The sequence below is a fragment of the Pseudomonadota bacterium genome (genome assembly GCA_010028905.1).
Classification (GTDB): Bacteria; Vulcanimicrobiota; Xenobia; order RGZZ01; family RGZZ01; genus RGZZ01.
The window spans coordinates 1-20,618 of sequence record RGZZ01000016.1 but is presented as its reverse complement, the minus strand read 5'-3'; the positions used below and the strand labels follow the sequence as shown (position 1 = coordinate 20,618).

Here is a 20,618-nt window from a genome sequence, read left to right as displayed (position 1 = left end):
GAAATGACCGACAGCGATCACGCACACCGCGCCCCCGTCGTTCCACAACGCACCCCATCGGGTCGAACCACAGTCACGGTCTCGCTCCCCGACGACATCCGGACCGTGCCCGTCGGCACGACGCCCTACGAGGTGCTCCCGTCAGCCGTCGATGACCACCCCGTTGTCGCGGCCATCGTCGACGGCGTCATCATGCCGCTCGACACCCCGCTTCTGTCAGACGTGAGCGTGAAGGCGCTCACAACAGCAGAGCGAGAAGGCCAGCGCATCTACCGCCGAAGCGCCGCCTTGATGCTGCTCGAGGCCGCCGCAGAGATCGACCCCGATCGCACGTTCAGCCTGGGTTCGTCGCTGAGCACCCATCAGTGGATCGATGTGACAGGTCCAGACGGTGAGCCGCTAGAGCGACTCGCGCCACGGCTCGAGGCGCGCATGCGCGCGATGGTGGCTGCCGACATCGACATACGACACGAGTGGTGGGCCGCCCAGGAAGCCATCGACTGGTTCCGAGACCGCGGTTGGACGTCACCCGCGCTGCTGCTCCACATGTCACGCGAGTTCGCGGTCCGTCTCGTGACGTGCGGCAGCCTGCGCTACCTGGGATTGAGCGCGCTCGCCAGCAGAGCCGGACGCATCGGCCAGTTCTCGGTAAGAGCCGTCGATGGTCGTCTGCTGCTCATCGCGGGGGGCGATGAACGAACGTCGGCCGAGGTCGCCAGTCGCGCATACGCAGATGTGCTGCACCAGCACGCCCGATGGCTGGCCTCCCTCGGCGTCAACTCGGTTGGCGAGTTCAATGAGAAATGCGTCAGAGGACACGTGGCCGACACCATACGCGTGGCCGAGGGGTTTCATGAGAAGCGCTTCACGCACATCGCCGACACCATCGCCAGCCGCAGCGGTGTTCGAATCGTGTGTGTCGCCGGACCGTCATCGTCTGGCAAGACCACCTTCATCAAGCGGCTGAGCGTTCAGCTGCAGGTCAACGGTCTCGACCCGGTCAACGTCTCCCTCGACGACTACTACAAGGACCGCGAGCGCTGCCCACGAGACGCCAGTGGCGACTACGACTTCGAGGCGTTGGAAGCGCTCGATCTCGCGCTGCTCGGCGATCAGATGGCGCGTCTGCTACGTGGCGAGACGGTGAAGCTGGCGCGATTCAGCTTCCAGAGCGGCCGATCGATACCCGACGGCGGCCGGGAGGTGCGCCTCCGCGAAGGAGGGCTGCTGGTTCTCGAGGGGATACACGGCCTCAACCCATCGCTCCTGGGGCCTGGCGTTGAGGCAGCGCAGGTGTACCGCATCTTCATCCAGCCCCTGGCCTCCCTCGCATTCGACCCCCTCTCCCGCGTCAATCCCACCGATCTGCGGCTCATCCGTCGCATCGTTCGTGATCGGCACACCCGCAACGCCACCGCCGCCGAGAGCATCGCGCGCTGGCCGGCGGTGCGCAGAGGAGAGCACGCACACATCTTTCCGCACATCTCGCGCGCAGACGTGGTGTTCGACACGTCACTGATCTATGAGCTCTCCGTCTTGAAGGTATACGCCGAGCGCTACCTCCTCGAGGTGCCGCGCAGCGATCCGGCGTTCGCAACGGCGTTCCGCCTTCGGGAGCTCATCGACCGGTTCGTGGCCATCTATCCGGACCACGTTCCCCCCACCTCCATCTTGCGTGAGTTCATCGGCGCCAGCAGCTTCGAGTACTGAAGCCACGGCAGGGACTCGCGCGTCCCGCTGCGTAACAAGGCACACGCGCTCCCGACAGAACTGCGCGACGGAGGAACCGGATGTCATCGAGCCCCTTGCGACTCTCAGATCGGGCAGGCGCCCTGAAGCCATCGAGCACGCTTGCGGTCACCGCGCGGGTGAAAGCCCTCCAGGCAGCGGGGGTCGACGTCATCGGCTTCGGCGCAGGAGAACCCGATTTCGATACGCCTGCCCACATCAAGCAGGCGGCCATCGAAGCGCTGGAACGCGGTCGCACCAAGTACGAGCCCAACCCCGGCACGCCAGAGGCCAGAGCCGCCGTCGCGCGCTACATGAACAGCCGCCACGGATTTGACTGCAAGCCGGAGAACGTCATCATCTCGGTGGGTGGCAAGCACAGCCTGTACCTCGCCTTCATGGCCCTGGTCAATCCGGGCGACGAGGTCTTGATCCCGGCGCCCTACTGGGTCACCTACCCCGAGCAGGCCCGCCTGGCTGGCGGGGTGGTGAAGGAGATTCCCACCACCGTCGATAGCGGCTTCAAGATCACCCCAGAGCAGCTCGAGGCGGCCCTCACCCCCCGAAGCCGTGTGCTGGTGCTCAACTCTCCGAGCAACCCCACGGGCACCATGTACAGCCCCGATGATCTTCAGGGTCTGGCTGATGTGGTGATGCGACATCCGAACCTGGTCGTCTTCGCCGACGACATCTACGAGCGGCTGGTGTATGGCACCACCCCGTTCACCAGCTTCGCCACGCTGCGCGACGGCCTCTTCGAACGAACAGTGACCTTCAACTGCCTGAGCAAGAGCTACGCCATGACCGGCTGGCGCATCGGATTCACGGTTGCGCCGCTCCCCCTGATCAAGGCCATGGACGGCCTTCAGGGGCAGATGACCTCAAACATCACCAGCTTCGCCATGGCCGCTGTTCCCGCCGCACTCGACGGGCCACAAGACGCTGTCGAGACCATGCGTCAGGCGTTTGCCCAGCGCGGCGCGCACATGCACGCGCGCCTGTCATCGATGCCGGGAGTGAAGTGCGTTCAGCCCACCGGCGCATTCTACGTCTTCCCAGACATCTCCGCGCTGTTCGGTCGGCGAGACGGTCGCGGAAACGTGCTGCAGACCGCGGGAGATCTGGCGGCGTCGCTGCTCGAGGAGGCCCGGGTGGCCGTGGTGCCGGGAGAGGACTTCGCCGCACCTGGGAACGTGCGTCTGAGCTTTGCCACGTCGATGGAGCGCATCGACGAGGGACTCAACCGCTTGGAAGGCTGGATCACCAGCCTGGGCTGACGTCAGCGCGGCAGCGCGGCAGACGCTTCGAGTGCGCGGGCATTCTCCATGTCGGCGTTCGCGTCTGCCTCACGGCCCAGGTGCGCGAGCACGCCTGCGCGCTTGCGCAGCAGACGAGAGAGCATCGGCGCCAGCAGCACCGCGTGGCTCAGCCATCGCAGCGCGCCCTGCAGATCGGACTGCGTCAGCATCTCATCGGCCACATCCTCGCAGAAGCGCGCGAGGGTCTGGCGCGGGGCGCGCGCGTCGCGATGGGGCGCATCAGACGGGTCAACGAGGGCAAGAACCTCATTGCCCACGTGTGATCCGCTCTTCGACGTGGCGCTCAGCGAGAATGCGTACTCTCCATCGACCACGAGGGTCTCCCCGTTTCGAACCACGTTCCCCAGCGCCTGGTGCTGACTGATCTCGTTCAGGACACGGGTGCCGAATGGAAGTGCGTCGTGGGGCACATGGCCCATCTCCACATCCACCCGTCCGAAGCGTCTCAAGCCGTGTGTGTGAAGCTCGAGACCGTGCGGACCCGCCTGTGCGTGAACCGAGACATAGTCGCGCACATCGAAGGCACCGCCCAGGAATGGAGACAAGCGGAAACCGTGCCAGAACCGCTGCGCGCACGCATCGATGAGCACGCCGGTGACCGCCAGTGCGGTCTCCGCGCTCACCGCGCTGGTGAAGCACGCGGCGCGTCGCGGATTGTCCTTGGCGGCTCTCTCGTCTGCGGTGGGCTGTCGCTCGGACGGACCCGTCAGGGGCACGCCGCCCCATGCGGGGCGCGACCTGATGCAATAGGTTGCGCGAGGCCGATGCAGACAGGTGAGGCCCGCTTCATCGAGGTCTCGCCCCGCCCAGGGGAGCCAATCACGCACGGATGGGGGGAGCGCGTCGCCCACGGTGAAGGAGAGATCGACCTCGAAAGGCGCAGAGACGAGGCGGAGCGTGCTCCAGAGGAGGCCGGCCTCGCCTGTGGTGCTGGTGTCGCTCCACACCCCTCTGGCGCGCAGGCTGGCGAGAAGGGCTGACGGGGACGGTGGAATGGGCTGATCGGTGACGATCCAGCCGATCGTCTGAGGTGTGGTGGTGTTCACGGTGAGATGCATTGCTCCGCACGGCGCCGGGTCTCCTGCGTCGCGCCCGCTGTGTCTGGAGACGCCCGCGCCTCGCGCGCACGACGCCCTCGAGAAGCGCGACCGAGAGCTTCTCTGCCAGACCCCTAGACGGAACTGCCTGGGGGGGGGATAAAAAGGCCAAGAAAGGCGACGTCGCGCGCCCCCGCCGAGTGCGGAACACGGGCCGCGTCGCTCGCCGTGAGGGAGAGGTTGCCATCATGGATGCCATGTCTCTTGGCGCACGCCGTTTCTCGTTGCCCCACACGCCCGTACCTGCAGACGCCACCCGCGTCTCACTGCCCACCGTGAACCGCCAGGAATCCAGTCTTCCTGGCGTGGGCATCAAGCAGCCCAACCTGCCTCCCCGTCACGAGACCTACATCGGGCCTGCCGACCCGAACGCCATGTCGAGAGCCGAGGCCGACGCGCACCGTCGATCGCAGGAGAGCGTCGACGCCATGTGCACCCTCGATCCGTTCGCCGCAGAGGTGAACGGCATGCGCAACTTCGGAAACCAGGCCAGACCGCACTGGCAGCGAATCGGCCCTTCTCCGCTCGAGTACGCGGCCTCCATGGCCCAGCCGAAGGTGCTCACCGTGTTCAACGTGGCCAGGGGCGTGGCTGAAGCCGTTCACGAGCCGAACGCGGTGAACGTCACTGCCGCGGCCATCGGCGCGGGAAGCATGCTGCTGGGCGGCATGGCGAACGTCAAGGGCCTGCCCTCCGGCCTCCACCGGGTTGCCGAAGGGGCTGAGCGCGTGCACCAGGGCTTCAGCTTCGCCGAGACCGGCGGCGTGGTCGAGAACCTGAGGAAGACGTTCCACGGCGAACCGCAGAAGGCACACAAACATCCCTGAGCGCTGAGATGTCCCGCGAACAAGACGGGCGCTGCGATCTCTCGCCGCGCCCGTCGTGCTAGCCCTGCTTCTCGCTGTCGCCGTCGGCCTCATCGTCGTCGTCGTCGTCGAGGTCATCTTCCTCGATGAGCGTCGGGAAGCGCACGGCCTGATACATCGACTTGAAGAAGATCGCGACCTCTTCTTCGGTCAGATTGTCTTCGTACTTGTTGCCTTGCACCCAGGCCACCGTGATATCGCGGGCGATCTTGGCCGCGTCGGTGGGTTCGATGGCGTCGAGCGCGAGGAGGTCCTCGAAGTCGATCTCTTCCTCTTGTGCATCGATCTCGGACTCGTGGTCTATCGAGCTCACAGGTATGTCTCCTTGTCGTCAGGTATTCTAGCGTGGATGGCAGGAGCGTTTGGCGTGCGACCAAACATGCTCCTTCACGATCGACGCTTACGGACCAGAACGATTCGAGGAGACCCGCGAATGACGACGTACGAGAGCATCACCTGTCAGATCGAGCGCGGTGTGGCGATGGTGACCATGAACCGCACACAGCGCCGTAACGCGCTCTCGCTGGACATGATGGGCGAGATGATCGCGTGCCTCGATCACCTCGCCACCGCGACAGAAGTGCGCGTCGTCGTTCTGCGGGCCGCAGGCAAGGTCTTCTGCTCAGGGCACGATCTGAGCGAGGTGCTCGAGGCAGACATCGCGGGTCTGCGCGCGCTGTTCGAGACCTGCAGCCGCATGATGGCGCGCATCGCCAGCCACCCGCGTCCCGTCATCGCCGAGGTGGGGGGGGTCGCAACCGCCGCGGGCTGCCAGCTCGTGGCTGCGTGTGACCTCGCCGTCGCCTCGACGGAGGCGACCTTTTCCACGCCGGGAGTGCGCATCGGGCTGTTCTGCACCACGCCGAGCGTGGCGCTGTCCCGCGCGATCGGGCGAAAGAGAGCCATGCAGATGCTGCTGACCGGCGAGAGCATCGACGCGCAGCGCGCCTCGGACTGGGGCCTCGTGAACATGGTGGTCGAACCAGAGGTGCTTCGCACCGAGACGAAGCAGCTGGCCCGTCGCATCGCCGAAGCCAGCCCCCTCACCATCGCCATCGGGAAACGTGCGTTCCACGCCCAGATCGACGTGTCTGAAGCCGCCGCCTACGCGCTCGCCAGCGAGGTCATGACCGTGAACGCGCTGGCCGACGACGCGCGTGAGGGAATGCGCGCGTTCCTCGAGAAGCGCAAGCCCTCGTGGAGCGGGCGATGACCGCCCCCCGGCGCGAGGGGCGACAGCGACGCGGTTCCTTCCTCCGCATGGGCGTCGCCCTGGCGATTCTGGCGCTCTCACTGACAGCCGACTCATGGGCGCAAGCCGCCGGCACGCGGGTCTATGACGGCTGGAAGCACGGCTTCGTTGCGTGGAGCGTGATGCTCGAGCACCTCGCAAAGGAGAACGCGGTTCTCGTGGGCGAGGCCCACGACAGCCCCGCAACGCACGCCTGTGAGAACGCGCTCCTCAACGATCTGGCCCAGCGATGTCCGCACGTCGTGCTCGCATTGGAGATGTTCGAGCGAGACGTTCAGGTGACGCTCGATCGCTGGCTCAACGGCGAGATCGACGATGCCGCGCTGATGGCCGACGCGAGGCCGTGGCCGAGCTTCACCAGCGACTACAAGCCATTGCTCGACACCGCACGCGCGCGCAAGCTCCCGGTGCTGGCAAGCAACGTGCCGCGCCCCCTGGCGGCGGCGGTGGCGCTTGAGGGCGTGGGCGCTCTCGACGCCCTTCCCGCCGACCATCGGTGGCTCTTCGCCCGTCACACCACAATCGCGGACGGCCCCTACCGCAAGCGGTTCGATGACACGATGCACGCCCACGCCGGCGCAGACCGCCTCGACCGCTACTTCGCGGCCCAGTGCCTCAAGGACGACACCATGGCTGAATCCATCGCCGACGCCCTCGAGCGCAGGCGGCCCAATCCGCCCCTTGTCCTCCACATCAGCGGCGGGTTCCATATTGACGGGAACCTGGGGCTCTACACCTGCCTGCGCGAAAGGCTGCCGAAAGAGCGCATTGCCACGGTTCGCATCGTTGCGGTGGAAGACCTCGGCAGCGCTGACGTTCCTCGTTGGGAGCACGAGGCGGACTGGGTCATCTTCGTGAAGGCCCCCTAGAGAGGCCGCGCCTTTTTCCGTCGAGACAGTCCCGGATCAGATGCCCAGGATTCCCCGGAAGCGAGCAATCGCGCCTGTGAGCCCGTGCTGCGAGGCCAGGCGCGCGAGCGCCTCGGCGTCTGAAACAGTTGCCGGCAGCGCGAGTGGAAGATGCGGACCCAGGGGAGCCGACGAGACCGGCAGCACCACGCGCCGTGCCGCCTCGAGGTAGTCGCGAGCGTCGTCGAGACGCCTTCGAATCCCCGGAGCAAGGTCTGGCGCGCAGAGAATCGCATCGATAGAGCCGTACCGTGTCATTAGAGCAGCCGCGGTCTTCTCGCCGATGCCGGGTACGCCGGGAAGGCCGTCAGACGGATCGCCCCTGAGCAGGGAGAAGTCGCCGTAGGCCCGACCGGGGATTGCATAGCGCTGGGCGATCCAGGCCTCATCGACGACTTCGAGCGACTTCACGCCGCGCACCGGGTAGAGCGCCCGTACGTCCGGATCTCGCACCAGGCTGAAGAGATCGCGATCTCCCGAGAGGATCTCGACCGGCTCGTCAGCGGCGGCGCAGAGCGTGGCGATGACGTCGTCTGCCTCGTAGCCTGCAGCGCCCACCACGGCCAGGCCGAGCGCCGCGAACACGGCACGCCCCACGGGTTCCTGCTCGAGCACGGGGTCGCTCTCCGCGTCACCTTCATCCGCGACGCGGTGGGCCTTGTAGGCGGGAATTACCTCTGCACGAAATGCGGGGCGCCAGTCGTCGTCGACGGCCAGGGCCACCGCGCGCGGCCTGCGATCAGCGATGACACGGGCAAGCATGCCCAGGCAGCCATGAACCCCGTTCGCCGCGATGCTCGAGGGCGTCGCGTGATAGGCACGGTAGAGGAGGCTCGAGTAGTCGACCAGCAGCAGCATGAACCCGACGATTCTCGCCGCTGAACCGTGCTCCTGCGCAGGAAGGGCGCATCAGGCGTCGAAGCCCCGCCGCTTGTGCCGCTCCGCGACCGTACAGACGCCACGTCAGTCGAGCGGTGCGTCTCCCCATCACACAGCAACAGGCTCAGCCCCAGGAGGCCCCCATGTCGAACCCCACGCAGGTTGGCGGTGGCAAGATCGCCGTCACAGGCTCCCTCGCCTTCGACCTCATCATGGATTTTCCCGGCAACTTCAAGGATCACATCCTCGCCGACAAACTGCACGTCATCAACATCTCCTTCCTCGTGGGCGAGCTGAAGAAGCAGCGAGGCGGCTGCGCCGCGAACATCGCCTACACCCTTGCGCTTCTCGGCCAGTCACCACGTGTGGTGGCCGCAGCCGGGCGTGACTTTGCCGACTATGACATGTGGCTGCGCTCGCACGGTGTAGACACCTCCGGGGTCACCATCTTCGACGAGAACCCCACGGCGTCGTGCCACATCACGACCGACCGCGCCAACAACCAGATCACGGGGTTTCATCCGGGTGCCATGGCGAAGGCGCACACCATCAGCCTCGCCCAGAGCGTCGACCCTGACTGCGCCTGGGTCATCGTGGCACCCGACGCGCCAGACGCGATGGTGCGCCACTGCCGCGAAGCGCGCGAGCGCGGCCTGAAGATCTTCTTCGACCCTTCGTTCCAGGTCACGGCCATGGACGGTGACCGCCTGCTCGAGAGCGCCAAGGGGGCGTACGCCCTCATCCTCAACGACTACGAGTTCGCGGTGTTCTGTGAGAAGACCGGCCGCACCCGCGAGCAGCTCCTCGCGGAAGACGTGCAGATGATCGTGGTGACCTACGGGGAGAAGGGCAGCGAGATCCACACCCGCGACGGCCAGCACGTAAGCGTGCCTGCGGCAAGACCGAAAGCCGTCACCGACCCGACAGGTGCTGGAGATGCCTACCGCGGGGGCTTCCTCGCGGGCCTGCTCCAGGGGCTGCCCCTCGAAGTCTGCGGTCGCATGGGAAGCGTGGCATCCGCCTATGCCATCGAGCTGCTCGGCACACAGAACCACTCGTACACCCTCGAGGAGTTCGACCACCGCTACACCGAGAACTTCGGGCCTCGCCTCCAGACGGTCTGAAACGGTCTGCGATCTTCCCAGAACGAAGCAGCGCGAGGAACCCCCCTCGCGCTGCTTCGTTCTGGGCTCTCGCGTCAGACCGCCATCCTCCGGCGGCGATTTCAGTTCAGGTCGGCCGGACGGGTCTCTCGCGGGCGCGCCTGCAGCACGAGCTTCTCGAGCAGCGCGCGGTTCTCTTCCTCGCTGTAGGGATAGAAGAAGCCCTCGAACGAGTAGCCGAGCAGAACGTTCTCGTCTTGTGGCGAAGTGTCGTACGAGCGTGTCGTCTCTGTTCGGAACTGCACCCCGGCACGACGAAAGCGCGCGATGACATCGCGAATCGAAAGGTCGTTGCCATCGGCAATCTTCTGTGCGACTTCAAGGATTGCGGCGTTCATCGGAGCCTCCTGCGGATGTGGGACAGATGGATGGGTGCTGTCTACGGCCAGCGTGTGGTGAGCGCTTGCAAGAGCGGCTCTCACCCGCGCCCTCACGTTGCGAAGGCGAGCAGATTTCCCCACGCCTGCCAGGGTTCCTTCTTGTGGCAGCCACTTCGCGCGCGTCATACCCGTCTGGCACACGACAACACCACTACAGATTCGACGTGTTGCCCTTTCGAAGGCGCTTGCCGTTCGGCTTCTTCGCGGAGTCGAGCGCACGTCTCGCAGCCGAGACAAGCGACTCGGGCTGCGTGTCGATGCTCCCTTCGAGGGCCACATACCCGATGTAGCTCATCGGACGAACATACTGATCGAAACCGTCCGGCATGGTCACCGGCAGCTGGAGGCTGTCGAGCTCGGTGTGAATCGATGAGAACTTCTCAGCGGCCTCTTCTTCAGAGTGTCCGCCCACGATGATGAAGATCAGATCGCTGTCGAAGCGCCCAATGAAATCGGTGGCACGCGTGTGGCGCGACAAGCACTTCTTCACGAGCTGATATGCCACATCGCTGTCAGAGCCGCTCTCCTGGCCAGATGGCAGCTCTACCTCGATGAGGGCCAGATGCATCGGCCGGCTTGCACGCATCGCGCGAGTGGTCTCGAGCGCGATGCGTTCGAGTGGGCCGAGCACCAGGGTCTTCCCGACGCTCAATGCGCCCTTCGACGAAGTGGTGTCGTCTGTTGGGAGAGATTGAACGCGCCGACGCAAGTGCACCTGCAGGCTGACGGCACCTCCGAGCGACACCAGGTCGCCGTGCGCCACGATCTTGGAGTCGACGCGCTCCTGGTTCACAAACGTGCCATTGGTCGATCCGAGGTCAGACACGGTGAGCAGGCCATCGGTCGTCTGATTGAAGCAGGCGTGCTTGCGGCTCACGCCAGAGTCATCGAGGATGAGGCTGGCGTCAGAGGAACGACCGAGCACAAAGCCGTCATGCGTGATGGGAAACTCACGACCAGCCTGCCCGCCTGTCAGCACGTGAAGGAGGAACAAGCCGTCATTGGCTTCTCCTCGGCTGCCGGGCAGGTGCAGCCGTGACGTCTCTTCGTCTGAATTCGGAGCCATTGTCGGGCAATTCACGTCATTCACAAGACCTTCCTGCTCAGGCGGTTGCAGTCTCCCAACCGCAGCCGGGCCCATGACGGCACAGAACCAGGAAGTCAGCCTCCCGCGTGGAACCAGCGAGCCCATGGAAGCACCGCTGATGGGCGAGCATCGCATCGAGGTGATCGACGTTCGCCCCCTCGAGATTCACGGCAGCCGCTACCTCGATCTCACCTACGCCCTCGATGGTGACCGCTCTGGCGTTCGTCACACGGCGCGCATCGGGCCGGAGGTCGTTCAGGGAGACCTGAGACCCGGCAGTGCCTGTCAGGCTGCGTTTGCCATGCGCCTGTTGATCGGAGTGCGCGCCCTGTCCGATGGCGATGCTCCCCCAGATCTCTCCCGATCGGAGGCCCCTCGACCATGAGCACCCCCCATCCTTCCACCGAACCGACAGGCCCGGCAAGCGAACCCGAGCATGTGCACGGCCCAGGCTGCAATCACCACCACGCGCCGCAGGTGCCGTACGTGCGTGACACGCCAAAGGTGGGGCGCAACGACGCATGCCCGTGCGGCAGCGGCAAGAAGCACAAGAAGTGCTGTGGCGCCTGAAGAGCGCCCGACGGTGGCGTGAATCGGCCCGAAGCGTCGCCTGAGTCGTCTCCTCCCCAGCCGTCAGACCCGCCATCAAACAACCTCGCCCCTCTTGGATCTCGCGTGGCGGTTGCGGCGGCTTTCGCATTGGCTCTCGCACTCCTCTTGCTCGGCCTGGGAAACAGCACCCTCTGGTCACGTGACGAGACCACCTACGCCGTCATCTCACGCGCCATGCTCACGAGCGGCGACTGGGTCACGCTTCACTTCAACGGTCGCCCGTGGCTCAACCATCCCCCGTTCTTCTTCTGGCTCATGGCCGCAGACTTTCACCTGCTCGGAATCAACGAGATTGCCGCGCGACTGCCGGCAGTCGTGTTCGGCGCCGCGGGGGTTGCGCTGATCGTCGCCATGGGGGGCGACCTCGTCGGGCGTTGGGGAGCGGTTGCAGCGGCGCTCGCACTGCTTCTCAACCCGCTGTACTTCGTCGAGAGCCGGATGGCCATCATCGATTCGACCTTCCTGTTCTTCCTCACCCTCACGATGCTCGCATTCCATCGAGGCTGGCTCGGCGATGGCAAGGCCTGGCGCCTGTTCTTCGTCTCGCTGGGACTGTCGTGTCTGGTGAAAGGACCATGGGGCCTCGTCTACCCGATGGCGATCATCATCGCGTTCACGGCACTGGGCCGTGAGACGCGGCGACTGCGCGAAATCCCGTGGGGGTGGGGAATGCCGGTGGCGCTCGTCATCGGCGGCGCATGGTACGCCACACAGCTGGCGCTGCACGGCGCAGCCTTCGCGCAAACGGTTCTCGGATACTACTTCATCGGCCGCATCACGACCCAGGTCGAGCATCAGGGCGGGCCTTTCTGGCTCTACCTCGCGGTTCTCTCCGCCGGATTCCTCCCGTGGTCGCCCTTGCTGCCGCCCGCGCTCCGCGCGCTGTGGGAGCGCCGCGCAACCGATGCGCGGGCGCGCCTGATCATCTGCTGGCTGGGCGCTCCCCTCATCGGTCTCTCTCTGGCCTCGACCAAGCTGCCCAGCTACACCTTGCTCATTCTGCCCCCGTGCGCCCTGGCCGTAGGAGGCTGGTGTGCGCGAATCGGGGAACGACAATCGCTCGTGGTGCCCTTCGGTCTCGCGTCGGCGGCAAGCCTGTGCCTCAGCGCACTTGTGGCGTTCAAGGGAGAAGCCTGGACCGCGGCTCCCCTACCCGCCCTCCACGCAGCCAGCGCAGCCTTCCTGCTGCAGGGCATTGCGCTCGGCGCCGCCGTGGGCGCGGCGGCCCGCCCGGGAACGTCCGCGGTTCCCGTGATGCTCAGCGCACTGGGCGCCGGACTCTTCCTGATCACGGTGACCAAGAGGTCGCAATGGCCTTGCGCGTCGCGTCACGCCCCACAGATCGGCGCGCGTTCTACGGTCCCGGGGTTTTCGGCATCGTCTTCTACGGTGACGATGGCCCTTACGAGGAGCTGCGCCACGAGGATTCGCTGCGCGCCTGGATCTCGCGTGGCGCTGATGGCGTCATGGTCACCCGCACAGACGCGCTCTCACACCTCCCCGCAGAGGTGCGCGCCCATCTCGAGACCGTTGCGCAGACCCAGCGGGAAACCATCCTCCGCGTGCGCTAGGAGAACGGCCGAAAATGCCGACCTCGGCCCAGATGGATTGCCAGAGGCGCGGCTTCAGCCGCGCTTCGAGAGCCAGATCTCGCGCCATGATCTAGCACGCCAGCGCGGCATTCTTGAGATGAACGTCGTAGATGCCATCGTCCTGACAGATGAAGCCCTGCATCGCGATGAAGCAGAACACGCGATTTGCGACCTCTGCCTGACGTCGCTTGTTGCTCATCCAGAATGCATAGCGATGAAGCCCGTCCTCGAGCATCGCATAGACGACGCGCCTGTCAGATATGTCTCCGAAACGGGTGAGCTCGAGAACCTGGTCGAAGATGGCCTCCACCTCCAGACCCTCGTGGTGACCTGACAGGCGACGATCGGCGCGCCAGCGCTGCTCGAGCGCGGTCAATGTCTGTCCCAGGGTTCGCAAGCGGGCCGAACGCAACGAAGCCCCCGCGTCGCGAAGCAAGCCTGCGTCAGAGCGGAGCGCCTCGAGGGAGACCCCATCTCGATGCGCCAGCGCGGAGACGTGCTGACGCACCTGTTCATTGAGATCGGTGAGGAGGCTGTCGCAATCGGCCACGCCGAGAGTGGCCCCTCGCGTGAGCAATCTCGAAGACAGCCCGGGGTCATCTATCGCGTCGTGCCAGGCGCTTCCAAAGGCCTGCAGAGCGCCTTCCGGATCTTCGGGGCGTTCGAGGCAGAGGCACGCGAGCATTGCGAGGGCCCGCTGACAAGGGGACATCGCACTCTCCTCGTGCTCGTGCGCAACGACAGGCCGGGGCCTGCGGGCACGGTCGAGCAGCGGGCGGAGCTTCTCCCGATCCGGACTTTGTCGCCAGAGCGCCTCCATCTCAGCCGCCCCCGTGAGCGCGGCGCGTCCTTCGAGGCAACGTCCCACCGCAGCAAGAAATCGAAGCGTCACGCCTGGGCTGCGCGCGGCAGAGACCAACCGATCGATGAGCTTCCAGTCGCCGCGTTCAGCCGCATCCGCGCATCGCCACTCCAAAGCGATGCGCATGACCTCAGGTCCACAGGTGTCCTCACCCGCTTGTTCGAGGCGCTCGAACAGAAGACGCGTTGCCTCGAGATCGCCACGCACCGCCGAGACAAAAGCCGCCCCGAACGAGACGAACGCCTCTGCAGGGCCGATATCGCCTGATCTCCTTCGCCCCGGGAGGGTCTCGCTCTCCCCGGTGACGAGCACAGCGGCCAGGCGCGCCTCGAGACGGACGACCTCGAGCGAACTCGGCTGGCGCTGATGCAAGACGGCCAGCGCAGAGATCCCAACGGCCCCCGCCACGCGAAACCTTCCAAATGGCTGGCGCGAGATCAAGGCCAGCCAGTATGCCGGGATGCTCTCTCCCAGGGGCACCATGACATGACGCGCCAGCGCATAGGGGAAGAGCGTGACCGCAATGGCCGGCAGCGCCGCGAGGAACGGCCAGCAGCCGGCGTAGAGCGCCGCGCACGGAATCAGCACGGCAAACGCGATGCTTGCGAAATCGAAGCAGGCGGCTGTGATAGCGGGATCTATCGTGTCTCTGCTGAGCTTCGCGGCCCACAGCGAGGTGCAGAGGTTCTCGCTGGCCTTGGCCCGCCAGCTGAGGATGGCGACGAGCAGCCCGTAGTAGATGATGATGAGCTGGTAGACGATCACCCGACCTCCTCCGACGCGCGCGGCGGGTGCATGCCGCTCAACGCCCCCATCCCAGGATGCGCCGCGCCCCACGCCAGGCCAGGCTGATCGGCAGAACCTCTTGCCCCTTGCCCTTGCAGCGTTCCGCCTCTTCCGCGACGTCGAACCACAGCTCGTGCATCACGCGGGTGCGCGGATCGCGCAGATCCGCCATGGCCTGACGCACCATCTCCGGTGTCCGGGCCTGCGTCCCGAGCGGCGTGGCGTACGTCGCTGCCTGCCCGATTCCGAGCTCGAGCAGCCCCAGCAGCTTCTTGCCCTCCCGCTCGATTGCCGCGCGATCACACGCCGGAGTCAGCGCGAGAACGAGGAACGCGTTTGCGACGATGCACGCATCGAGATCAGGCATCAGCGCACCCCGGAATCATGCGTGTTCCCCCCGTCTCTGCCCCGTCCAGCGCTGTCGCTCTGGGGAAACAGCGGTCCGAGCGCGCCACAGATGCGCCTCACTGTCGCAGCGTCTCCCCGTGACGCAGCAGCGTCGCCCTCTTCCAGCAGTGCCTTGGCACGCAATGGATCTCGCGCCATGAAGACTGCCCGCTGGTAGTACTTGAGCTGGGCATACCAGAGACTGTCATCACGCATGCGAATTCCCGCGCCCAGCCGATCGAGCTGAACCGTGCAGCGCTGCATCTCACCGATGTCGCCCTGTTCCTTTGCCTTTCTCGCGTTTGCCTCGATCTCGTTGAACAGGCGCCGCTCCACCTCGGTTCCGTCACGGCTGGCCTGACCCGACGCAAAGACGAGCGCGGCTTGAAGCTCCCGCATGACGGCCTGAAGCTGCTTCCTGGTGTCGAACGCCTCGAGCCGCAGCTCCACGTCCTGGAGCAGTCGTCGCGCCTTCTGCCCTGCGTCGTCATCTCCGCCGCGGGCCGCGTCGATGTCACGTGCAACCCGGCCCAGGGCCAGCTCGAGCTCGAGCGCGTCTGTGATGGAGAGCCCCGCATCTGATCCACTGGCCTTGAGCTCCCAGATGCGCTGCACCACGCGATCATTGGCCGCCTGCAACGTCTCTGGTCGGGCGTCCGGGATGCTCAGGTGCACGACATGCGAGAACATCTGTCCGACCGAGGTGACCAGTGCCTGCGACGAAAGCCGCCCGCTGCGGTCGACCTCGATGGTGACGTCCACGGCTGTCCCGGCAGGGATGCTGGCGTTGACCTCGGTGCCCGAGATCTTCACGGTGCCCACAAGGCGACAGAGCTCCGCGCGCGAGGCCTCCCCCTGGACGATGGGGATGCCCAGACTGAGATCGCCTGCCCCCTTCACGACGGTCTCTACGGTGTGCAGCGTGATGGTGGCCCGCGCCGGAAGAGGCGCACCGCGATGGAGGAAGACCCGCACCGTGTCGTCGGAGAGCGCTACGCCAATGGAGCGCGACAGTGGGGGATCGCTGATGGTGAGCCCCTGGACGATGCTGAACGACGATGGGCTCAGTGCAACCGGACTGCCCTCGGCGGTGAGTCCCTCGAGGCGGAACTCCGAAGACGCCCGCGCGATGAGCTCGAGGGTCACCACGAAGGATCGCTGCTCTCCGAGCGCGATCTCCGGGCTCCTCCAGGCGCCATCAGCGCGTCTCACGTGAACCGCCACGACCTTGTCGACCGCGGCGTCACCCACGAGGCGCCCGACCAGATGGGGGCTCAGGTCGGTGGAGACCGGAGGATACTGCAGCCACACCGGCGCCCCTTGCTCGCTTTCATCGGGTCGCGGGGCCATCGCGAGCCCGACCGTGCCGGCGAAGAGCGCAGCCCCCTGGGCCACGAGGGTCATGGGGTCGAGATTCTCGCTGAACGGTGCGTTCAAGACATGGGAGACCCGCTCTCGCAGGAACGGGATGAGGGTCGGCCCCCCCACGAGAACGATGCGATGAAGACCTTTCACGGGAACACGATGCTGCTCGAGCAGCCGCCGACAGACGGAGATGGAGCGATCGACGAGCGCCTGTGTCAGGCCGCGGAACGCGGTACGATCGAGATCGAGGTCGAGCGGGAGGCCGTTCACCAGATCGGGAACCGAGATCACCGCTGATTCCGACCGCGAGAGGGCGATCTTGGCTTCTTCCGCAGCCATCTTGAGCACGCGTATGGCAGACGCATGGGACGGGTTGGAACGCTCGAGGCACTGCCCATGCTCGGTGTTGAACGCCGCCAGCGCCCAGTCGACGATGGCGGCATCGAAATCACGCCCCCCGAGGAAGTTGTCGCCATCGTGCCCCACAACCCGCAGGAAGCCATCTCGCGTCTCGAGCAGCGAGGCGTCGAAGGTTCCGCCCCCGAGGTCGTAGACCAGCCAGTACCCCTCATCGTCGCCTTTCGTCCAGCCGGCAGCGAGCGCCGAGGCGATGGGCTCTTGAATGAGCTCGACCCTCTCCAGCCCTGCCAGCCGCGCCGCCTCGGAGGTCGCTGACGCCTGGGGCAGCTCGAAGAGGGCGGGAACACTGATGACCGCCTGCGATGGGGTGAGCCCGAACTGGTCTGCCACGTCGCGACAGAGCGATCTGAGCACCTCGGCCGAGAGCTCGACCGGCGTGTGCGAGCGACCGCTGGCGGCGAACTCGATCGACGACCCTGTTCCCATGAGCCGCTTGAACTCAGCGCGCGTGTTCGTCGGATCGGTCTCGAGAAGGCGGCGCGCGCGATCTCCCACCGTGATGTTGCCGCGCCCGTCGATGCGCACCACGGACGGGGTGAGAAGACCGCCTTGCGCGGTGCGCACCATCTGGGTCTTCTCACCGTCGAAGACGGCGGCCGCAGAGTTCGTGGTTCCGAGGTCGATGCCGAGGTACGATGTCGTGATGCGCATGTCCGCATGGGTTCGCCGTGCTCTGACCCGTCTCATTCCCCACGCGGGAACCGTTCATTGATGAAGGACCCGGGAACCCGAGGTTGAAGCCGAAGCAACACCCGATCGAAGAGAGACCCTGCCGCATGTCTGCCGCCCCCCGTGCCACCCTCCGCCTCCTGCTGACCCTGCTGCTGGCCCTGCTCGTCTCCCGCACCGCGGGAGCGGGGGCTGACAGACGTTGCCTCTACCGCGACCTGAAGGTGAAGGGCCAGGTCGCGGCGGTGAGACCAAACGGCACCGTCTTCCTGTCGCACTTCAAGGTCAAGCCCAGGCCCAGCCGTCTCAACACCGCATGCGCACCGCCCGCCGCGGGAGAACCGCCCGCCCTGGTGATCATGGCGACCCGAGACGAGGTGTCGCGACTGAAGGTGGGAGACAAGGTGAAGGGTCAGTGCTCGTTCTGGCAGGGGCAGCACCGACACCTCACGGCTGAAGGCCCGTTCAAAGTCGTCGAGAGCGATGACGACGACGACTGATCTTCGCGCCTGGCGTCTCGTCGATGGCATGCCTGCGCGCCACGCAGGGCGGTGGCATCACGGGAACGAAATGCGCTCCCCCCGCTGAACCCTTCGGCGCGCACGCACATGTCGCGTCATCGTCACCTCAAGGAGATTCTTCCATGCACAAGATGTCCGGTCACGAGATCCGCCAGAAGTTCCTCGACTACTTCGCCGAGCAGGGCCATCGCCCGGTGAAGAGCTCACCCCTGCTGCTGCCGAAGGACCCGACCCTGCTGTTTGCCAACGCGGGCATGAACCAGTTCAAGGATGTCTTCCTGGGCAATGAGAAGCGCGATTACAGCCGCGCGACCACGTCGCAGAAGTGCGTCCGCGCCGGCGGCAAGCACAACGATCTCGACGAGGTAGGACGCACGGCGCGCCATCACACCTTCTTCGAGATGCTGGGCAACTTCTCGTTCGGAGACTACTTCAAGCGCGAAGCCATCGCGTACGCCTGGGATCTCATCGTGCATCACTACGGCCTGTCCGTCGATCGGCTCTGGTTCACCATCTACAAGGACGACGACGAAGCCGGTGAGCTGTGGAAGGCCGTGGGCGCCCCCGCCGACCGCATCCTGAAGTTCGGCGAGAAAGAGAACTTCTGGGAGATGGGCGAGACCGGCCCTTGCGGGCCGTGCTCAGAGATCCACTACTTCATGGGCGACGACATGTCGCAGAACACTCCCGACAAGGTCAACGGCACGGGCGATGACAACATCGAGATCTGGAACCTCGTGTTCATGCAGTACTACCGCGACGAGACCGGCGCGCTCACCCCGCTGCCCAAGCCCTCGGTCGACACCGGCATGGGTCTCGAGCGCATCTCGACCATCATGCAGGGCAAGCGCACCAACTACGAGACCGACCTCATCCGCCCCATCATCGACCGCATCAGCGAGCTCTCGAGGAAGCCGTACGTCTCGGTGGAGGCCGGCGGCGTGCCCACCGACGAAGACAGCGAGAACGCCTTCTCGATGCGCGTCATCGCCGACCATGCGCGCGCCACCGCCTTCTGCATAACCGACGGCATCTTTCCCGGCAACGACGGTCGCGCCTACGTGCTGCGCAAGATCATGCGGCGCGCCCTCTGGCACGGGCATCGCCTGGGCCTCCCCTCCCCGTTCTTCCATCAGATCACCGACTTCGTGGTCGACCTGATGGCCGGACCCTACCCCGAGCTGGTGGCCGCGCGAGACATCATCCGCCAGGTGGTGACCACGGAAGACCGCCTCTTCGCCTCGACCCTTGCGTCCGGCATCAAGCGCCTCGAGGACATCATCAGGAAGACTGAGAGCACCGCCATCAGCGGCGCCGACGCCTTCACGCTCTACGACACCTACGGCCTGCGCGAGGACCTCATCACCTACATCGCCGAGCAGAGCGGCTACACCGTCGACTGGGCGGCGTTCCAGACCGAGCTCGAGTCACAGCGCCAGCGCGCTCGGGAGAGCTGGAAGGGGGCGGCCGCCAAGAAGACCCGCGAGGTCTACACCCAGCTCTCAGAGCAGCTGTCGACCTTCACCGGCTACCACGAGACCACCACGGGCGGGTCGCGCATCCGCGCCATCATCGTGGGCGAGGCTCGCGTGGGCGAGATCGGGGAAGGTCAGGAGGCCGAGCTCGTTCTCGATCGCACGCCCTTCTACGCCGAATCCGGCGGGCAGGTCGGAGACACCGGGTTCCTCGAGAGCGACGATGCGCGCTTCCGCGTGAACGACACCCAGGCGCCCCTGCACGGCGTCATCATTCATCGCGGGGTGCTCGAGTACGGTCGCCTGGCCGAGGGGGCCCTCGTCACGGGGCACGTCGATGATGCCCGACGCGATCGGGTGCGCGCCAACCACACCGGCACCCACCTGCTGCACGCCGCCCTGCAACAGGTTCTCGGCCCCCACGTCAAGCAGGCCGGATCGCTCGTGGCACCGGAACGCCTGCGCTTCGACTTCACCCACTACGCCGCCCTGACGTCAGACCAGGTCACCGAGATCGAGCGACTGGTGAACGTCGAGATCCTGCGCAACCTGTCGGTGAGCACCGATCTCATGGAGCTCGAGCAAGCCGTGGAGAGCGGCGCCATGGCCCTCTTCGGCGAGAAGTACGCCGATCGCGTGCGGGTGGTCAGTGTGCCCGGGTTCTCACGCGAGCTCTGCGGCGGCACGCACGTGCGCGCCACCGGAGACATCGGCCTGCTCAAGATCGTCTCCGACGCATCGGTGGCGGCCGGCGTCAGACGCGTCGAGGCGCTCACCGGGGTGGGCGCGTTCAACCGCTACCAGGCCCTCGAATCGCAGGTCGGACACCTGGCCCAGCGCCTCAACACAACACCGGACGCCCTCGGCGACCAGATCGATCGCCTCTCTGCACAGCTCAAGGCAGCCCAGCGCGAGCTCGACAGCCTGAAGATGAAGATGGCCTCACAGGCCGCGGGTGGGGCCGTCGAACAAGCGCGAGACCTGGGCGGCGTTCGCGTTCTCGCCCAGCAGGTCGAGAACCTCGATGGGGGAGGGCTGCGAAATCTCGCCGACGAGCTGCTCGGAAAATTGAAGAGCGGTGTCGTTGTGCTCGGTCAGGCCGATGGCGGCAAGGCAACCCTCCTCGTGAAGGTGAGTGACGATGTCAAAGGGCGCGTGCCCGCCGGTGATCTGCTCAAGGTCCTGGCCGAGAAGGTCGGCGGAAAGGGCGGCGGACGACCCGACATGGCCCAGGGTGGCGGTCCGGATGT

At 65.9% G+C, this 20,618-nt stretch carries 18 protein-coding genes; 11 read left to right on the top strand and 7 right to left on the bottom strand.

The genetic code is table 11. The features are described 5' to 3' along the window. The first annotated feature begins 3 nt into the window (after positions 1–3). Both EB084_02525 and EB084_02520 read left to right on the top strand, forming a co-directional pair. A complete protein-coding gene (locus EB084_02525) occupies positions 4–1,710 on the top strand; it encodes a nucleoside kinase (protein NDD27127.1) in 1,707 nt (568 codons plus the stop codon). Between the two features lie 95 nt (positions 1,711–1,805). Beyond that, positions 1,806–3,005, top strand: coding sequence for a pyridoxal phosphate-dependent aminotransferase (locus EB084_02520; GenBank protein ID NDD27126.1), 1,200 nt, complete (start codon positions 1,806–1,808; stop codon positions 3,003–3,005). Positions 3,006–3,007: 2 nt separating this feature from the next. On the opposite strand, the gene EB084_02515 is transcribed toward EB084_02520, so the two are convergent. Then, entirely contained in the window at positions 3,008–4,105 is a 1,098-nt protein-coding gene (locus tag EB084_02515) for a hypothetical protein (GenBank protein NDD27125.1), read from the bottom strand. Between the two features lie 179 nt (positions 4,106–4,284). On the opposite strand from EB084_02515, the gene EB084_02510 reads away from it, so the two are divergent. Further along, positions 4,285–4,971: a hypothetical protein gene (locus tag EB084_02510; protein NDD27124.1), complete on the top strand. Its 687-nt coding sequence runs from the start codon at positions 4,285–4,287 to the stop codon at positions 4,969–4,971. Between the two features lie 58 nt (positions 4,972–5,029). Here the strand turns inward: EB084_02510 and EB084_02505 are convergent, their stop codons facing one another. After that, a complete protein-coding gene (locus tag EB084_02505) occupies positions 5,030–5,323 on the bottom strand; it encodes a hypothetical protein (GenBank protein ID NDD27123.1) in 294 nt (97 codons plus the stop codon). A gap of 120 nt (positions 5,324–5,443) precedes the next feature. On the opposite strand from EB084_02505, the gene EB084_02500 reads away from it, so the two are divergent. Together EB084_02500 and EB084_02495 are read left to right on the top strand one after the other, a co-directional pair. Next, positions 5,444–6,223: an enoyl-CoA hydratase gene (locus EB084_02500; protein ID NDD27122.1), complete on the top strand. Its 780-nt coding sequence runs from the start codon at positions 5,444–5,446 to the stop codon at positions 6,221–6,223. Then, positions 6,208–7,131 (top strand): hypothetical protein, encoded by a 924-nt coding sequence (locus EB084_02495; GenBank protein NDD27121.1) that lies wholly within the window; start codon positions 6,208–6,210, stop codon positions 7,129–7,131. The genes EB084_02500 and EB084_02495 overlap by 16 nt, the downstream gene beginning before the upstream one ends. A gap of 36 nt (positions 7,132–7,167) precedes the next feature. Here the strand turns inward: EB084_02495 and EB084_02490 are convergent, their stop codons facing one another. Next, positions 7,168–8,028, bottom strand: coding sequence for a 5'-3' exonuclease (locus EB084_02490; GenBank protein ID NDD27120.1), 861 nt, complete (start codon positions 8,026–8,028; stop codon positions 7,168–7,170). Between the two features lie 164 nt (positions 8,029–8,192). Between EB084_02490 and EB084_02485 the strand changes: the two genes are divergently transcribed. After that, the gene (locus tag EB084_02485) at positions 8,193–9,173 is read left to right on the top strand and encodes a carbohydrate kinase family protein (GenBank protein NDD27119.1); all 981 of its coding nucleotides are present in this window, start codon (positions 8,193–8,195) and stop codon (positions 9,171–9,173) included. A 101-nt stretch (positions 9,174–9,274) separates the two neighbouring features. Here the strand turns inward: EB084_02485 and EB084_02480 are convergent, their stop codons facing one another. Both EB084_02480 and EB084_02475 read right to left on the bottom strand, forming a co-directional pair. After that, positions 9,275–9,550: a hypothetical protein gene (locus tag EB084_02480; GenBank protein NDD27118.1), complete on the bottom strand. Its 276-nt coding sequence runs from the start codon at positions 9,548–9,550 to the stop codon at positions 9,275–9,277. Between the two features lie 193 nt (positions 9,551–9,743). After that, the gene (locus tag EB084_02475; GenBank protein ID NDD27117.1) at positions 9,744–10,814 is read right to left on the bottom strand and encodes an FHA domain-containing protein; all 1,071 of its coding nucleotides are present in this window, start codon (positions 10,812–10,814) and stop codon (positions 9,744–9,746) included. On the opposite strand from EB084_02475, the gene EB084_02470 reads away from it, so the two are divergent. From EB084_02470 to EB084_02460, 3 genes are read left to right on the top strand one after another with little or no spacing between them, the layout of a single operon-like run. Beyond that, the gene (locus tag EB084_02470; protein NDD27116.1) at positions 10,798–11,064 is read left to right on the top strand and encodes a hypothetical protein; all 267 of its coding nucleotides are present in this window, start codon (positions 10,798–10,800) and stop codon (positions 11,062–11,064) included. The genes EB084_02475 and EB084_02470 overlap by 17 nt on opposite strands. After that, on the top strand, positions 11,061–11,249 hold the full coding sequence (locus tag EB084_02465) for a hypothetical protein (GenBank protein NDD27115.1): 189 nt from the start codon (positions 11,061–11,063) through the stop codon (positions 11,247–11,249). Before EB084_02470 ends, EB084_02465 begins: the two co-directional genes overlap by 4 nt. 18 nt (positions 11,250–11,267) lie before the next feature. Continuing rightward, complete coding sequence (locus EB084_02460) at positions 11,268–13,217, top strand: glycosyltransferase family 39 protein (GenBank protein ID NDD27114.1); 1,950 nt, start codon at positions 11,268–11,270, stop codon at positions 13,215–13,217. A gap of 1,330 nt (positions 13,218–14,547) precedes the next feature. Here the strand turns inward: EB084_02460 and EB084_02455 are convergent. Both EB084_02455 and EB084_02450 read right to left on the bottom strand, forming a co-directional pair. Further along, positions 14,548–14,898, bottom strand: coding sequence for a hypothetical protein (locus EB084_02455; protein NDD27113.1), 351 nt, complete (start codon positions 14,896–14,898; stop codon positions 14,548–14,550). Continuing rightward, complete coding sequence (locus tag EB084_02450; protein NDD27112.1) at positions 14,898–17,390, bottom strand: Hsp70 family protein; 2,493 nt, start codon at positions 17,388–17,390, stop codon at positions 14,898–14,900. The genes EB084_02455 and EB084_02450 overlap by 1 nt, the downstream gene beginning before the upstream one ends. A 47-nt stretch (positions 17,391–17,437) precedes the next feature. On the opposite strand from EB084_02450, the gene EB084_02445 reads away from it, so the two are divergent. Beyond that, positions 17,438–17,872 carry a hypothetical protein gene (locus EB084_02445; GenBank protein ID NDD27111.1) on the top strand — a complete coding sequence of 145 codons (435 nt, stop codon included), beginning with the start codon at positions 17,438–17,440 and terminating at the stop codon, positions 17,870–17,872. Positions 17,873–18,024: 152 nt separating this feature from the next. Next, positions 18,025–20,618 (top strand): alanine--tRNA ligase (locus EB084_02440; GenBank protein NDD27110.1); only part of this gene is annotated, 2,594 nt, incomplete at its 3' end.

Bases quoted from the DNA above. Each gene is read 5' to 3' on its own strand.
- EB084_02525 (NDD27127.1), top strand. From the start codon at position 4: ATGACCGACAGCGATCACGCACACCGCGCCCCCGTCGTTCCACAACGC.
- EB084_02515 (NDD27125.1), bottom strand. From the start codon at position 4,105: ATGCATCTCACCGTGAACACCACCACACCTCAGACGATCGGCTGGATC.
- EB084_02500 (NDD27122.1), top strand. From the start codon at position 5,444: ATGACGACGTACGAGAGCATCACCTGTCAGATCGAGCGCGGTGTGGCG.
- EB084_02490 (NDD27120.1), bottom strand. From the start codon at position 8,028: ATGCTGCTGCTGGTCGACTACTCGAGCCTCCTCTACCGTGCCTATCAC.
- EB084_02485 (NDD27119.1), top strand. From the start codon at position 8,193: ATGTCGAACCCCACGCAGGTTGGCGGTGGCAAGATCGCCGTCACAGGC.
- EB084_02480 (NDD27118.1), bottom strand. From the start codon at position 9,550: ATGAACGCCGCAATCCTTGAAGTCGCACAGAAGATTGCCGATGGCAAC.
- EB084_02470 (NDD27116.1), top strand. From the start codon at position 10,798: ATGGGCGAGCATCGCATCGAGGTGATCGACGTTCGCCCCCTCGAGATT.
- EB084_02475 (NDD27117.1), bottom strand. From the start codon at position 10,814: ATGCGATGCTCGCCCATCAGCGGTGCTTCCATGGGCTCGCTGGTTCCA.
- EB084_02465 (NDD27115.1), top strand. From the start codon at position 11,061: ATGAGCACCCCCCATCCTTCCACCGAACCGACAGGCCCGGCAAGCGAA.
- EB084_02455 (NDD27113.1), bottom strand. From the start codon at position 14,898: ATGCCTGATCTCGATGCGTGCATCGTCGCAAACGCGTTCCTCGTTCTC.
- EB084_02450 (NDD27112.1), bottom strand. From the start codon at position 17,390: ATGAGACGGGTCAGAGCACGGCGAACCCATGCGGACATGCGCATCACG.